Source organism: Luteimonas gilva (assembly GCF_005239095.1).
GTDB classification, from domain to species: Bacteria; Pseudomonadota; Gammaproteobacteria; order Xanthomonadales; family Xanthomonadaceae; genus Luteimonas_C; species Luteimonas_C gilva.
The window spans coordinates 892513-906572 of the sequence record NZ_SZUA01000001.1; the positions used below are offsets into that span (position 1 = coordinate 892513).

The window sequence follows — 14060 nt, forward strand, 5'->3', positions numbered from 1 at the left end:
TGTACTACTCTCACACTTCCGAAAAGACACACGTCCCGGCCCTTGCCACCGTAACGACGATCGGTGAGAGTGCCGGCCAATCTGATTCCGGGGGGGATGAAGATGTCTGAGGTCTATATCGGTCAGATCCTGCTGACTGGTTTCGCTTTCGCTCCTAAGGGATTCGCGCTGTGCAACGGCGGGATCCTGTCCATCGCGCAGAACCAAGCCCTGTTCTCGCTGCTGGGAACGACCTACGGCGGCAACGGCACGACCACCTTCGCCCTGCCCGACTTGCGCGGACGCACGCCCACGGCCTTCGGCAACTCGGCCGATCCTGCGTGGCAGCCGTCTCCCTATTCGCTCGGCGAAGTCGGCGGGGTCGAGAACGTGACCCTGATCAGCACACAATTGCCGCAGCACAACCACACCATCAGCGGCACCAGCACCGCGGGTTCGCAACGCAACCCGACCGGCACGCTCTACGGCACCAATAGCGCCAACATCTACGCCGCCGCCAGCGGTCTGATGGTTCCGACGAATCCGTCGACGTTGGGCCCGTCGGGCAACACCCAGCCGCATCCGAACATGCAGCCCTACCGCACGATCTCGTCCTGCATCGCGTTGGTCGGCATCTTCCCGTCGCGCAACTGAGCGCCCTACCGGAGTTCAAGCCATGAGTGAGCCTTACGTCGGCGAGATCCGGCTATTCGGTTTCTCGCGCCTGCCCAACGGCTGGCTGCCCTGCGACGGCAGCTTGCAGCCGATATCCAATTACGACGTGCTGTTCAATCTGATCGGCACGACTTACGGCGGCGACGGCCAAGTCACCTTCGCCATGCCCGATCTGCGCGGCCAAGTGCCGTTGCACTGGGGCAACGGCCCGGGCTTGACGCCCCGCACCCCCGGCGAAGCCGGCGGCTCGGAGAACGTGACCCTCATCCAGGGCCAAATGCCGGCGCATTCGCACACGATGTACGTCACGTCCGCAACTTCGACCGCGACCGCGGTGGGCAACGGCGTCAATCTGCTCGGCACGGTCGCCGCCGACACCATGTACGCGACCGACATCACCGGGCTTGGCCCGATCGCGCTGTCGCCGCAATCGGTGTCGCTGAGCGGCGGCAACCAACCGCACGAAAACACGATGCCGACGCTGACGGTGCAGTTCTGCATCGCTTATGCCGGCATCTACCCGTCGCAAAGCTGATCGCCGAACGCGACGAACGCAGATCGGAGCGCATTCCCATGACTGAACCCTTCATCGGCCAGATCCAGATGTACGGCTTCAATTTCGCGCCGCGCGGCTGGGCGTTCTGCAACGGCGCCACGCTGGCCATCCAGCAAAACACCGCGCTGTTCGCGCTGCTGGGCACCCAGTACGGCGGCAACGGCACGACCACCTTCCAGTTGCCGAACTTCAGCGCACGCGCGGCGTGCAACCAGGGGCAAGGGCCCGGACTGACCGCGCGCACCATCGGCGAAACCTTCGGCGATGCCTCGGTGACCCTGACCCAGCAACAGATGCCGTCGCACAATCACAGCCTAAATCTTTACAACCAAAGCGACTCCACCAAGCGTACCGGTACGCCGGTCGCCGGCGTGGCCCTGACCGTGCCTACCGCCAGCGTGCCGTTCGCACCCGGCGCGCAGCCGAACGCGCCGTTCGCGCCGACCGCCTGCAGCTCCGCCGGGGGCAGCCAGCCCCACGAGAACCGGCAGCCATATCTGGCGGTGAATTTCTGCATCGCGCTGCAAGGCATCTTCCCCAGCTTCGGATGAGACGATGGAAGCCAGGCAGATAAGGAAGCTGCCGCGATTCCCCGCCGCGCGCGAAGACCATTTTCGCGCGCCGCCGACCTTGGCCGAACGCGGCATTTTCCTGCGTCCGGCCGCGGACGCCGATCTCCCCTATCTCGGCGAACTCTATGCAACCACCCGCGCCGACGAACTGGCCCACGCGCCTTGGCCGCAGGCGGCCAAACAGGTTTTCCTGCACGATCAATTCTCGCTGCAGCACCGGCACTACCTGAGCTACTACGGCGACGCCGACTTCCTGATGGTCGAAAGCGGCGGCAAGCCCATCGGCCGCTACTACTTGCAGCGCGCCCGCCCCGACTACGTGATCGTCGATATCAGCCTGGATGCCGCCGCGCGCGGGCACGGCGTGGCGAGCGCGCTGATCGAGGCGACGCAAACGGACGCGCGCAAGCACGGCTGCGGCGTCGTGCTGCACGTGAACCAGCAGAACCTGGCGGCGCGGCGCCTATACGAACGCCACGGCTTCGTACCGACGGCGGGAGACGCGCCGACCCATCTGCGGATGATCTGGTCGGCCTAAGCCTTCAGTTGAAGATGGCCTGGTAAAGAAAACCGTCGCGCTCGCGCGCGATCGCCACCAGGAAGATGCCCACTTCGCCCAAGCGCGGATGCCGCATCGGATAGATCTGCTGCGGCAGCAGGAAAGAAGCGGCATTGCGGAACAGCAGCGAGAAAGGCGGCCGTATCGCCAAACCCGGCTGCGCCGGAAGCGGACGCGCCTCGACCAGCACGAACGGCACTTCGACGTCCTGCAGCGACGCGGCGAACGTCTCGTTCACCAAGCCGGCGAAATCCTCCAAAGTCAGCATGCGCATGTCGCCCTCCCCGATCCGCCCATGGTGTAAGCGCGGCGCGCGGCTTGCAAGCGCTATTTCTTGGCCGAATTCGCGGTTGCCTTCGCGGCTTGCGCCGCTTTGTCGCGCGCGGCCTTGTCGGCCTTGAACTGGCCCATGTACGGCAGCTCGCGCAACACCTTCGAATGCGGGTCGATCGTATACACGGCGCCCGCCGGCATGTCGACGCGGCCGCTGCCGCCCTTCATCGCCACCACCCGTTCGCGGCCGTCGACGCGCACTTCCACCGGCATCGGGAACGGCTTTCCGCTCTGGGTTTTCCAACGCAAGGACAAGCCTTTGGCGTCGCGTTCGGCGATCAGTTCCGGCAGCGCCGCTTGGTACAGATACACGTCGAAGAACCAGCGGTAGTCGTTGCCGGTCACCTTGTTGACGATGTCGATGTACTGCGGCGTGCTGAGATAGCGCGGCTTGAAATTCCCGGGCGTCGGCTTGTCGGTGCCGTACACCGCTTGTCGGGTGACGGCGAAGAAATCGCGGTCGCCGATCAGGTTGCGCAGCGTGTGCAGGACCAGCGAACCCTTGTAGTACAGATCGTGCCCCGGGCCGGTGGCCTCGTCGTAGACCTGGCTGCCGGTCTGCGTATGCCCGGACACCACCGGGAACTTGTTGATCAAGTCCGTGCGGTGCTTCATCAGGTTGGCGTAGTACTCCATGTCGCCGCGCAGCCACTGCAGGTACAGCGGCTGCATATAGGTGCCGTAGCCTTCGTGCAGCCACATATCGTCCCAATCGCTGTTGGTCAATTGGTTGCCGAACCATTCGTGGGCGAACTCGTGCTGCAGCAGCCAGTCGTAGCCGTATTCGCTCTTCTTGTAGTCGTTGCCGTACGCGTTGACGGTCTGGTGTTCCATGCCCAGATGCGGCGTTTGCACCACGCCCATCTTCTCGTCGCCAAACGGATACGGGCCGATGTAGCCCTCGAAGAAGTCCAGCATCGTCGGAAATTCGGCGAACAGCTCGCGCGCCTTGGCCTGGTTGCCTTTCAGATACCAGTAGCGCAGCGGGATGGTGTTGCCGTAGCGGCTCTTGTACTCGCCTTCCAGCACTTCGAATGGGCCGATATTGAGCGAGATCGCGTAGGTGTCCGGGTCGCGGGCGCGCCAGTGATAGGTGCGCCAGCCGCCCTTCTCGTCCATGCCCAGCGCCACGCCGTTACCGGCGGCCACCAGCGGCGCGGGCACGGTGATGTGCTGGGTCACTTCCAAAGGCTCGCCCTGCGGATGGTCGATGCAGGGCCAGAACAGATCGCAGCCTTCGCCTTGCACCGCCGAGGCGATCCACGGCTCGCCGGTCGGCGCCTTGGCCCACACGAAACCGCCGTCCCAGGGCGCGCGGTCGGCTACGTGCGGTTTTCCGGCGTAGACGATGCGCAGCACGGCGCGTTCGCCGACGGATAGCGGCTGGGGCAGATCCACGGTCAAGCGGCCTTCGGGGTTGCGGTAAGCAGTCTTAGGCGACTTGCGGCTATCGACGCTGACCGATTCGATCGCGTAGTTGCGATCCAGCTCCACCGATAGGCGCGAAATGGGCGCGGTCGCGCGGAACGTCAACGCCGCATCGCCGCTCAAGCTGCGCTTGGCCGGATCGACCTTGAACTGCAGATCGGCCTTCTCGAACACGACCGCCAACTGCTCCGGCGCGCGCGGCGCGCCGGTAGCCAGGGTGAATTCGGTCAATTTCGGCTGCTTTTGGGCCTGCGCGTACGCAGCCGAACCGGCGGCGAGGAAAATACAGGCGGCGAGTGCGATGCGGCTGGTCTTCATCGGAGATCCCTGGCAGTGGTCGCCCGACGCGCCGGCCGGGTGCGCCGGCCAAGATGTCATATCGCAGAGCCCGGGGCTACTGGCCTGAAGTCATGCGCGCCGCACCGTTACACTGATGCTTTCACGTACGGCGAGTACTCGGTTGACCCAAAGCGAAGCGAGCACGTTGGCTATCGTCGGTGGCGGCCCCGCCGGGCTGATGGCCGCCGAAGTCGCGCGCGCGGCGGGACTCGAAGTCGACCTGTACGAGGCCAAGGGCTCGGTCGGCCGCAAATTCCTCATCGCCGGCAAAGGCGGCCTGAACCTCACCCATTCCGAACCGATGCCGGGTTTCGCCGCGCGCTACCGCGAGCGGGAAGCCGAAGTCGCGGCATGGCTGCGCGATTTCGGGCCGCAATCGCTGCGCGACTGGGCGCGCGGCTTGGGCGTGGAGACTTTCGTCGGCAGTTCGGGACGCGTGTTTCCGCTCGATCTGAAAGCGGCGCCCTTACTACGCGGCTGGGTGCGGCGATTGCGCGACCAGGGCGTGCGCTTTCACGTCCATCACCGCTGGCTAGGATGGGACGATGCCGGCGCACTGCGTTTCGCCACGCCCGACGGCGAACGCAGCCTGGAGGCCGGCGCCACCGTGCTCGCCCTGGGCGGCGGCAGTTGGCCGGAGCTCGGCTCCGATGGCGCATGGCAAAGCGCATTGCACGAACGCGGCATCGACGTTGCGCCGCTGCAACCGTCCAACTGCGGCTTCGATATCGATTGGAGCGCGCATTTCGCCCAGCGCCATGCCGGCGCGCCGCTGAAACCGATCGTCGCTCATTGGCGCGACGCGCATGGACGCGAACGTTCGCTGCAAGGCGAGTGCGTGCTCACCGGAACCGGCATCGAAGGCAGCTTGATTTATGCCCTTTCGGCCGAGCTGCGCGAAGCGATCGCGCGGGACGGCAGCACGACGCTCCGGCTCGACCTTGCTCCGGGCCGGGAACGCGAAGCCTTGCGCGATGCGCTCGCGCAACCGAGCCGGCGCAGTTTCAGCGAACGCTTGCGGCGCCAGACCGGCCTGGGCGGCGCGAAAGCGGCGCTAGTGCGCGAAACGCTGGGCGCAGAACGCATCGCCGATCCCGACGCCGTCGCCGATGCGATCAAGCGCCTTCCCTTGACCCTGCTGCGTCCGCGCCCGATCGAGGAAGCCATCAGCAGCGCCGGCGGCGTGAGATTGGAAGCCTTGAACGACGCATCGATGCTCGAAACCATGCCCGGCACGTTCTGCGCCGGCGAAATGCTGGACTGGGAAGCGCCGACCGGCGGCTATCTGCTGACCGCGTGTTTCGCCAGCGGCTATCGGGCCGGGCGCGGCGCGGTGGAGTGGCTGCGGAAAGATATCCCAGTCGGCTTTTCGTAGAGTCGAGCCCTGCTCGACTGCTTTTGTCCCGAATCGCACAGAGCAGTCGAGCAGGCTCGACTCTAAACACGGTCAGCGCTTGGTGTTGATCGCGCGCCGCAAATTCGCCCGCGCCTGCGCGTCGTAGCTGGCATGGAAGAAATCGCTGAGGAAGATCCGCTCCTTCTCCAGCAAGGCCTTCAGGAAACGGCGCCGATTGAGCTTGAACAGCCAACCGGGCACGTGCCGGTATTCGGCGGCGATGCCGCGGTCGTAGGCGTCGAAGACGGCCGGCTCCGCGCCGAGGATGGCCATGTCGCAATCCAGGAACAAGGCCGCATCGCGATCCACTTGGTCGGCGCGCAATTGGCCGTGGCGCGCGGTGAGATCGATCAACTCGGCCACGCGCGCGGCATCGACCTTCCGGTCGGGGAGCCAGCGCGCGATCCGGTCGAGCGCCAACTCGGCCGAACGCGCTTCGTTGTCGCTGCGCCCGGCTTCGTAGATGGCGTCGTGGTAGAGCACAGCGAGATAAGGCTCGACCGGGCGATCCCAGCCCGCGCCCTCGCCCGCCGCGAAATAATGCTTCAGCACTTCCTGCACGTGCGCGAAGTTGTGATAGGCGCGCGGCGGCGTGGCGTAGAAAGTCTCCAGCTCCGCGAAGGCTTCGGCGGGCAACTCGATCGGCGCGGCGTCTTTCATCGCTTTCGCTCTTCGTAGGAGCGGCTTTAGCCGCGAGCTGTTTCTATTAAATCCTGAAGATGTCGCGATTCGATGGGAAGAGTTCGCGGCTAAAGCCGCGCCTGCAAAAAAAGCGGAAAGCTATTTCGCCGGCGAGGAATAGCTGAACACCTTGCACAACGTCACGCCCGGCGCCGAGGCGGCGGGCAGCGCCTCGCCTTGCAGGGCCATCAGCTTGACCACGTCGGTATCGCCTTCGCGAACCTTGCTCACCGCCAGGTAGCCGGTCTTGCCTGCGCCGCAGAACGGATCGGCATTCGATTTTTCCGGCAGCGTACGCTCGACCACGCGGCGCAGTTCGACCGTCTGCTCCGGCACGATCAGCATCGAGTCGGCGTAGCGCGCCTCGGCGTTGTACTGGTCGTTGCCGCGGACGATGGCCGCGCGCTCGGTGACGAAAGCCGCGCCGTTCGCGCCGCGGATCGCCATGTCCTCGATCGTCAGCTTGCCCGTGGCGGCTTCGGCGCCGGGGTCCGCGGGCGCGAATTCGCCCAAGGCCACGGCCGGGGGCATCGGCGGCGCAGCGCGCTGGGTGGTCTGGGCGCTCGGATCGGAGCTGGGGACCTCGGGCGGAGGCGGCGCCGAAGCGGTCGTAGCCGGGGCTGGCGCGGCTTGGTTCTCTGCGGCCGGCGGCTGCGAGCGATCGCAACCCACGGCGGTCATGACCAACAAAACGAAGGGAACGACGGCAAGACGGAGATTACGGTTTGGAAGCAAAACGGTATTCCCTAGGCAGGCGTGCGACGCACGATCATAAAGATCGATTGTTCAACAATCGTTAGCCGGACCCGCCCCGTAGGGAATTATGGCGGCTGCCGCGGCAAAAAAGTACCACCCGCCTCACCCTCGGCGCGGGGAGGCGCGGCGCAACCATGCCGCCGACAACGCCAGCCAGCCCACGATCAGCGCGATCACGATCTTCTGCGCCAGCCCCCGCGGCACGTCCCGCCAGAACGACAACGCCCATACGGCAGCGAAGCAAAGCGCCGCCCAGCCGAAGGCGAGCGCGAAGCGCGCGCGCCAAGCCGGATCGCCGCGCAGCCGCCATGCCTGCAGCAGCATCGCCGTGGTGACGAACAAGAACGCCGCTTGCGCGGAAGTGCCGTGCACCCAGCCTTCCAGGGTCGGTGCGCGTTGCGGCGGATTGCCGTGGGCGGCGGCGGTCACGCATAGCCCGATGGCCGCCAGCGCGAACATCAACGCGGGCGCGCCGCTGCGCGCCCGCGGCGTCAGCGCGCCGTAGTAGGCGTAGGCGAGCGCGACCATCGCGCAAGCCAAAGCGAAGTATCCGGCCTGCAGCCAATAACCGTACGCGCCCCGCAGGTAGAAACTCATCGGCGCCTGCAGCCAATCCAGATCCGGACGCAAGAACTGGACGGCGATGCCGATCGCGCAGAACAACGCGATTCCGATTAAAGCACCGGCTGCCGCCGGACGAATTTGCGCCATCGGGCGCGGCGAGGTTTCTTCCATGCCGGAATGGTAACGCGTCGCCGGCGGTTCAACCCGGGCTGCGGGATGGATTTTTGGCTAGAGGGACCGCGACCTTGCCGGCCGCCAACTCGGCGTACAACGCGACCGCTTTGCGCATCAGCCCGTCGGCGCTCCAAGCCTGCGCGTCGATGGGCCCGGCCGCGGACAATTCCGCGCGCCGCCCGGGGGAACGCAAGAGTTGCGCGATGCAGGCGGTGAACTCGCCTTCGTCCTCGCGGCTGACCACCGCGCTGCGCGCATCGCGCAACACCGTCGCGGTGCCCATCACCGCGGTGGAGACGATCGGTACGCCCAGGGCCATCGCTTCGATCAGCACCAGGCCCTGGGTCTCGGTCGGCGAAGCGAACACGAATACGTCGCCGGCGCGGTAGCAATCCAGTAACGTCGTACGCCGGTCCAGATTGCCGAAGAAGCGGACATTCGACTGCAAACCCAGCGACGCGGCGAGCTTCTTCAACCGTTCCGCATCCGGCCCTTCGCCGGCGACGATGAACAGCAGATCGGGGAACTCGTCCACCAATCTGCGCGCCACCTGCAGCAGGAAACCGATGTTCTTCTCCAGCGCCAGCCGGCTGACCGTGACCAAAGTCGGCTGCGCAGCGCCGATGCCGTGCTCGCGCCGGAAGCGCGCGCCGTCGCCGCGGGCGAATTCCTCCAAAGCCAGCCCGGTCGGCAACACGGTCGTCGGCGTGTCCACGCCGTAGCGCTGCAGCACCTCCACCATTTGCTGGCTCGGCACGATCAAATGGTCGACGTCGCCGCACAGCTTGCGCGAGGCGCGGCGCGCGATCAGCCGGGTGAGCGCGGACGGCAACCACGGCAAGTAATGCGCCACGTATTCTTCGAAATAGGTGTGGTAGGTCTCCACCGTCGGCCGGCCGGTGCGCTTGGCCAACTTCACGCCGAATTTGTGCGCGCGGAACGGCGTGTGAATGTGGATCGCATCCCAGTGCCTGGCCGCCAGTTGCGGCAGCAGAGCGTCCAGCGCCGATTGCCGGATCAGCCGGTCCTCGGGATCGAAGAAGATCACCCGCGAAGGCAGGCGGATCACCTCGAATTCGCCGTCGTGGCCCTCCTGGCCGCTGTCCGGTCCGTAGTCCGGCGCCATCAGCGTGACCCGGTGGCCCATCGCCGCCAGGGCCCGCGCATAGGTGCGGATCGACGACGACACGCCGTTGACCCGTGGGAAGTACACGTCCGACAGCATGAGGATGTCCATGGTCGGCAGACTATGTCGGCCCGATGACGGATTTATGTCGGCCGCGGCGTTTGCAGCTCCAATTCCCAGTACTGGCCAAGCGAACCGTCCTCGAAGCTCGCGTGCGGCTCTTCGCGGACCAGGCGGAAACCGCAGGATTCGTAGATCTTCCGCGCGGCGTCCAAGCGGTTGTTGGTCCACAGCACGATCCTGCGGTAGCCCGCGCCTCGGGCGAAATCCAGGCATGCGTTCACCAGGCGCCGGCCCAGGCCGGCGCCGCGCGCCGCGGGCTCGACCAATAGCAGGCGCAATTGCGCGGTGTCGGCGTCCTTTTCCATCACGAAGATGCAGCCCAGGAATTCGCCGTCGCGCTCGGCGATCCACGCGTGCTCGCGCCGGGGGCGCAAATGTTCGACGTATTGCGACAGCACGCCCGCGACGAGCGCTTCGAAACGGACGCCCCAGCCGTATTCGCGCGAATACAGCTCGCCGTGGCGCTGGGCGACCATGCCGATGTCGCCGGCGCGCAATTCGCGCAATACGATCGGGCCGGCGGCCGCGGATTCGTCGCCGAGCCGGCGGCGCATCTGCAACAGGTCCGACATCAGCCTGCGCCGCATGCCGGCGTCCAAGGGGGCGATCAGTTCCGCCGCCTGCGCCTGCGATTTGGCGTCGAGTTTGGCGAACGTCGTCTTGCCTTTGCGGCTGAGCGCGAGTGTGCGGCTGCGCCGGTCGGCTTGCGACGGTTCGGATTTCAACAAGCCTTGGCCGTCCAAACGCGCCAGCAGGCGGCTCAGATAGCCGCGGTCCATCTCCATCGCCTGCGCCAGTTCCGAGGGCGTGGCCCGCCCGCGCGCGCAGAGCTCGTACATCACCCGCACTTCGGCCAACGAGAACGGGCTGTCGAGCAGCCCTTCGTTCAGCGCGCCCAGCTTGCGGGTGTAGAAGCGGTTGAACTCGCGCAGCGCGGCTATTTCGCGTTGGTCGACCTGCGGCATCGAAGGGCTCCGGTCAATACGCGCAAGCTATCCGATATACTTGACTAAAGTCAACTATATCGGAAACCGGGCTTTGTAGAGCGGAGCTTGCTCCGCAGCTATTTTCTCCCGAGAAACGAAACAGCGGAGCAAGCTCCGCTCTGCAAAGCAAAAGAGATCGATCCGTAGTACGCGCTCAGCGCGACAGGAGCACGGCAGGCAGCGCGACCAATCCCAGCAGGAACAGGATCGCCAGCAGGGTCAACAACACGCGCAACGGCTGTTCGCGCAGGATCGAGCCGAAAGTCTCCGCCCTGCCCTCGCGCTTGGCGGTTTCGTGCTCGGCGCGCACGCGCTGTTGGCGTTGCGTCTGGTAATCGGCGAACAACCGCTTGGCGCGCGCGACTTCGGATTCTTCGGCGATCCAGATGCCTCCGGAGGATATGCCCCAACGGCTGGGCTTGGTTTCGTAGTAGTCGATCGCGTGCTCGTCCAGCAGGGCGCGCACTTCGTCCGCCTCGTCTTCGGGGACGTGGCGGAGGTTCATGAGGAGCTTGGACATTTTCGTGGGTGGGAACGGCTGAGGCTGCACTCTACTGCATGGTGTCGTCGGAGCTGGGGACGACCATAAAAAGCCGAACCCTCTCCCTGGCCCTCCGGGCCTATCCCTCTCCCGTAAAGGGAGAGGGATAAAAGCACGCTACCAGGCGATACGCAGGCCCAGATTGCCTTCGAATATCTTGCGCTCCTCGTCGTCGCCGGCATCCACGGTGTAGTCGATCGTGGCGAAGAAGCTGGCCTTGTCGTTGATCCTGGCGATGAGGCCGCCGCCGAATTCGAAGGCGTCGAATTTCTGTTCGCTTTCGATCCGGTCGGCGCCGAACGACACGCGATCGCGGCCGCCGAAGCCGTGCCAGAGATTGGCCTTCAGGTACGGACGCCAACGCGCGCTTCGGTCTTTGCCGATCAAGCGCAATCCCACCCGCGCGGCGACCGCATCTTCGGCATCGAACGAAACCAAGGAGAACGCATCGCGCTTGTCGTCGAACGACAGCGTTTGCCAGATCACCTGCGCCTGCGGCTCCAGCGACCAGCGCTCGCCCAGCGCGAAGGGATAACCGCCTTCCAGCGAAACCGTGGTGCCGTCGCCGTCGATGTCCACGCCCAAGCCGCGGCTGGAGGTCGCATCGCCGTCGTAACGGCTACCGATCAATACGGCATCCAAGTAAGCGCCGTTGGGCGCGATGTGCGTCCAGTACAAGCCGAGGTGGGTGTCGTCCAACTCGGTCTTGCCGACGGTGAGATTGTTCCAGCCGAGCGCGAAGCCGCGCACGTCGCCGTCCATGCGGGTGCGGCCGACGAACAGGCCGAAATCGTCGCGGCGCCCGTCGTCGCCTTGACGCGCATACAGCGCGGCGCCGATCTGCACGCCCCACAAGCTGCCATCGAACGTGGGCGACACGGTGCCGGACCAATCGCGCTCGATGTCTTGCCCTACGACACGTGCCCAAGCGGACGGCAAGCCGCCTTCGCCTTGCAGCAGCGGCTGCTCGCCTTGCCGTTCGTGGAAAGTGCCCAGCGTGGCGAGCGCGAGTTCGTGCGCGGCCGGCGGCACCACCGCGTAAGTCGGCGTTTCGATGCGGAACAGCGGGATCACGTCGCCGGTCGCGGCCACGGCGCCCGGCGTGGGCGGCGTCGAATTTGGACCGGGGATCGGCGCCGGTTGCGTCGGCGGATCCACGGCCGGCGGCGGGCTCGGCGGCGGCGCCTCGGGCGGAGCCGGCGGCGGCGGCGCGGGTTCGGGCGGAACCGGCGGTTCGGGCACGTCGGGTCCCGGCGGCGGGTGATCCAACGGCGGCGGCGGCGGCGCGGGAGGTTCGGGTGGTGTCGGTGCCGGCGGCTCGCCGTCGTCGCTCGGCGCAGGCAACGCGCCCAGGGTCGAACGCAGATACCAGTTGTTTTGGGTTCCCGCGCTGGCGCCGCCATGGAACAGGAAATATTCGTAGGCGCCGGCGGCCACTGCGCCGTCCAGCGCGAACGCGTTCGCCGCCGTGGTGCCGCCGTTGATCGTTTGCACGACCAGAATGCCGTCTTGCGTCGTCGCCGCGCCGGCGCCGCCGAGATTGACGATGCCCAAACCGGTCGTGCCGCTGGCGTTGCCGCCGGAGATGACGAGTTTGTCCGAAGGCGAACCGTCGCCGCCGAGCACCGTTTGCAGGAACACGGTGCCGCCGTTGCCGATGTAGTTGCCGGCGATAGTGAAAGCGTTCGCGCCCGCGGCGCCGTTGGTCAAATCGATCCGGCCCGCATTGGTCACGCTCACCAAGCCGCCGCCCGCCGCGAGGATGGCGGCATCCAGGCCGCCTGCGAACAGCGTGCTGGTCGCATCGATCGACAGCGTTCCGGTGCCGCTGCCGCTATCGCCCAAAGTCAGATTGCCGTCGAAAGTCAGTTCGGTGTCGTTGGTGGCGCTCACCGTTTCCCAATTCTGGAACCGGGCGACGCCTGCGCTGGTGACGTTGTTGAAGCTGAGGCTGTCCGCGCCTAGCCCGCCGCTGAGCGATGGCGTCGCGCCCAAATTGGCGGCGGTCAAATCGCGCAACGTGGCGGTGTCGGCGCCGTCGCCCAAATCGATCGCGCCGTAGATGATGCCGCCGCCGTTCCAAGCGAAGGTGTCGTCGCCGGTGCTGACCCGCACTTCGCCGCCGATCGTGCCGCCTGTGACGGTGACGCTGTCCTGCCCGCCGCTGACGCTGACGTTGCCGCCGATGTAGCCGTTCGACAGGATGATGGTGTCGTTGCCGAAACCGGTGACCAGGTTGCCGTCGATGGTGCCGCCGGACATGTCGAACAGGTTGTTGTCCAGCTTCATGTCGACGCGGCCGATGCGGCCGCCGCTCATGCGGGCGATGTCGCCGTCCTCGAAGAAGCCGACGATGCGGCCGCCCGACATGTTGAAATTGTCGATGTTGTCGCCCTGCGACAGCGATTGGATCTGGCCGGCCGTCATCGAAAAATCGTCGGTGCCGCTACCCTGCTGGACGTTGCCGGTCGCGGTGCCGCCGCCGACTTGCATGACGTCGTTGCCGTCGCCTTGGTTGACGATGCCGAGCTGGCCGCCGTTCAAGATCAAGGTATCGCCGCCCGCGCCTTGGTGGACGGCGCCGTTGATCGCGCCGCCGAGCATTTCGAGCCGATCGTTGCCCGCGCCGAAGCTCACCCCGGCGGCCGATCCGGTGATCGTGCCGCGGTTGATGAGCAGGCCCGCAGCGGTGCCGCCGAACAATACGCCGTTGCCCGTCTGGGCGGTGATCGTGCCGTCGTTGACGAGCGTGCCGCCGGCCAGCAGGGAGACGCCGTTGCCGCCTTGGCTGGAGATCGATGCGCCCGCCGAGTTGGTGATGGTATTACCGGCGCCGGTCGAAGTGATGCCATTGAACGCGCCGGTGGCGGCGATGCTGCCGGCGTTGTTGACTTGGCTTTGATCGCGGACGACCACGGCATCGGCATTGATCGTGCCGACGCCGCCTCCGGCCAGCACGTTGACGATCACGTTGGTGCTGCCGACGGCGGCGACGACGGGATCCGGGTCCGGGCTCGGCGCGTTCGCATCGCAAGTGGCGGTCTGCCCCGTCGCGGGCGTTTGGTTGTCGCAAACGGCCTGCGCCGCGAACGGCGCCAACAATGCGAAGCTGCCGAGGACATAGCCGGATCGCAGCAAAGCGGCGATGCGTAGCGCGAGCGGGCGGCGTTTCGGAACCGGCATGGGGGCCTCCTGGATCGATTCGTCGACCTGCCTGCGCGGCGTTCGCTCTGCCGCGCGGATCAGCAGGATCCGATGAAGCCGCGCCCCCG

Annotated in this window: 14 protein-coding genes; 5 read left to right on the forward strand and 9 right to left on the reverse strand. The window is 66.2% G+C overall.

All coding sequences use genetic code 11. From position 1 onward, the window contains the following. Positions 1-102 precede the first annotated feature (102 nt). From FCE95_RS04100 to FCE95_RS04115, 4 genes are read left to right on the forward strand one after another with little or no spacing between them, the layout of a single operon-like run. Positions 103-633: a phage tail protein gene (locus FCE95_RS04100; RefSeq protein ID WP_137265696.1), complete on the forward strand. Its 531-nt coding sequence runs from the start codon at positions 103-105 to the stop codon at positions 631-633. Positions 634-655: 22 nt separating this feature from the next. Further along, positions 656-1189, forward strand: coding sequence for a phage tail protein (locus FCE95_RS04105; protein ID WP_137265697.1), 534 nt, complete (start codon positions 656-658; stop codon positions 1187-1189). Between the two features lie 38 nt (positions 1190-1227). Further along, complete coding sequence (locus FCE95_RS04110) at positions 1228-1761, forward strand: phage tail protein (RefSeq protein WP_137265698.1); 534 nt, start codon at positions 1228-1230, stop codon at positions 1759-1761. Between the two features lie 4 nt (positions 1762-1765). Beyond that, positions 1766-2320, forward strand: coding sequence for a GNAT family N-acetyltransferase (locus tag FCE95_RS04115; protein WP_137265699.1), 555 nt, complete (start codon positions 1766-1768; stop codon positions 2318-2320). A 4-nt stretch (positions 2321-2324) separates the two neighbouring features. On the opposite strand, the gene FCE95_RS04120 is transcribed toward FCE95_RS04115, so the two are convergent. Together FCE95_RS04120 and FCE95_RS04125 are read right to left on the reverse strand one after the other, a co-directional pair. Beyond that, the gene (locus FCE95_RS04120) at positions 2325-2615 is read right to left on the reverse strand and encodes a DUF6916 family protein (RefSeq protein ID WP_137265700.1); all 291 of its coding nucleotides are present in this window, start codon (positions 2613-2615) and stop codon (positions 2325-2327) included. 53 nt (positions 2616-2668) lie between these two features. Then, positions 2669-4420, reverse strand: coding sequence for a M1 family metallopeptidase (locus tag FCE95_RS04125; RefSeq protein ID WP_137265701.1), 1752 nt, complete (start codon positions 4418-4420; stop codon positions 2669-2671). A gap of 142 nt (positions 4421-4562) precedes the next feature. Between FCE95_RS04125 and FCE95_RS04130 the strand changes: the two genes are divergently transcribed. Then, positions 4563-5816, forward strand: a complete 1254-nt coding sequence (locus tag FCE95_RS04130) for a TIGR03862 family flavoprotein (RefSeq protein WP_262982792.1) — start codon at positions 4563-4565, stop codon at positions 5814-5816. Between the two features lie 72 nt (positions 5817-5888). Here the strand turns inward: FCE95_RS04130 and FCE95_RS04135 are convergent, their stop codons facing one another. From FCE95_RS04135 to FCE95_RS04165, 7 genes are all read right to left on the reverse strand, one after another. Then, entirely contained in the window at positions 5889-6497 is a 609-nt protein-coding gene (locus FCE95_RS04135; protein ID WP_137265703.1) for an HD domain-containing protein, read from the reverse strand. Between the two features lie 120 nt (positions 6498-6617). Further along, positions 6618-7049 carry a hypothetical protein gene (locus FCE95_RS04140; RefSeq protein WP_137265704.1) on the reverse strand — a complete coding sequence of 144 codons (432 nt, stop codon included), beginning with the start codon at positions 7047-7049 and terminating at the stop codon, positions 6618-6620. 327 nt (positions 7050-7376) lie between these two features. Further along, positions 7377-8009 (reverse strand): DUF998 domain-containing protein, encoded by a 633-nt coding sequence (locus FCE95_RS04145; protein WP_223266766.1) that lies wholly within the window; start codon positions 8007-8009, stop codon positions 7377-7379. Positions 8010-8037: 28 nt separating this feature from the next. Beyond that, positions 8038-9249, reverse strand: coding sequence for a glycosyltransferase (locus FCE95_RS04150; RefSeq protein ID WP_137265705.1), 1212 nt, complete (start codon positions 9247-9249; stop codon positions 8038-8040). Between the two features lie 32 nt (positions 9250-9281). After that, a complete protein-coding gene (locus FCE95_RS04155) occupies positions 9282-10226 on the reverse strand; it encodes a bifunctional helix-turn-helix transcriptional regulator/GNAT family N-acetyltransferase (RefSeq protein ID WP_137265706.1) in 945 nt (314 codons plus the stop codon). 175 nt (positions 10227-10401) lie between these two features. After that, positions 10402-10767: a DUF6164 family protein gene (locus tag FCE95_RS04160; RefSeq protein ID WP_137265707.1), complete on the reverse strand. Its 366-nt coding sequence runs from the start codon at positions 10765-10767 to the stop codon at positions 10402-10404. Between the two features lie 138 nt (positions 10768-10905). Then, positions 10906-13971 (reverse strand): autotransporter family protein, encoded by a 3066-nt coding sequence (locus FCE95_RS04165; protein ID WP_137265708.1) that lies wholly within the window; start codon positions 13969-13971, stop codon positions 10906-10908. Between the last annotated feature and the right edge of the window lie 89 nt (positions 13972-14060).

Bases quoted from the DNA above. Each gene is read 5' to 3' on its own strand.
- FCE95_RS04100 (WP_137265696.1), top strand. From the start codon at position 103: ATGTCTGAGGTCTATATCGGTCAGATCCTGCTGACTGGTTTCGCTTTC.
- FCE95_RS04105 (WP_137265697.1), top strand. From the start codon at position 656: ATGAGTGAGCCTTACGTCGGCGAGATCCGGCTATTCGGTTTCTCGCGC.
- FCE95_RS04110 (WP_137265698.1), top strand. From the start codon at position 1,228: ATGACTGAACCCTTCATCGGCCAGATCCAGATGTACGGCTTCAATTTC.
- FCE95_RS04115 (WP_137265699.1), top strand. From the start codon at position 1,766: ATGGAAGCCAGGCAGATAAGGAAGCTGCCGCGATTCCCCGCCGCGCGC.
- FCE95_RS04120 (WP_137265700.1), bottom strand. From the start codon at position 2,615: ATGCGCATGCTGACTTTGGAGGATTTCGCCGGCTTGGTGAACGAGACG.
- FCE95_RS04125 (WP_137265701.1), bottom strand. From the start codon at position 4,420: ATGAAGACCAGCCGCATCGCACTCGCCGCCTGTATTTTCCTCGCCGCC.
- FCE95_RS04135 (WP_137265703.1), bottom strand. From the start codon at position 6,497: ATGAAAGACGCCGCGCCGATCGAGTTGCCCGCCGAAGCCTTCGCGGAG.
- FCE95_RS04140 (WP_137265704.1), bottom strand. From the start codon at position 7,049: ATGCCCCCGGCCGTGGCCTTGGGCGAATTCGCGCCCGCGGACCCCGGC.
- FCE95_RS04145 (WP_223266766.1), bottom strand. From the start codon at position 8,009: ATGGAAGAAACCTCGCCGCGCCCGATGGCGCAAATTCGTCCGGCGGCA.
- FCE95_RS04150 (WP_137265705.1), bottom strand. From the start codon at position 9,249: ATGGACATCCTCATGCTGTCGGACGTGTACTTCCCACGGGTCAACGGC.
- FCE95_RS04155 (WP_137265706.1), bottom strand. From the start codon at position 10,226: ATGCCGCAGGTCGACCAACGCGAAATAGCCGCGCTGCGCGAGTTCAAC.
- FCE95_RS04160 (WP_137265707.1), bottom strand. From the start codon at position 10,767: ATGTCCAAGCTCCTCATGAACCTCCGCCACGTCCCCGAAGACGAGGCG.
- FCE95_RS04165 (WP_137265708.1), bottom strand. From the start codon at position 13,971: ATGCCGGTTCCGAAACGCCGCCCGCTCGCGCTACGCATCGCCGCTTTG.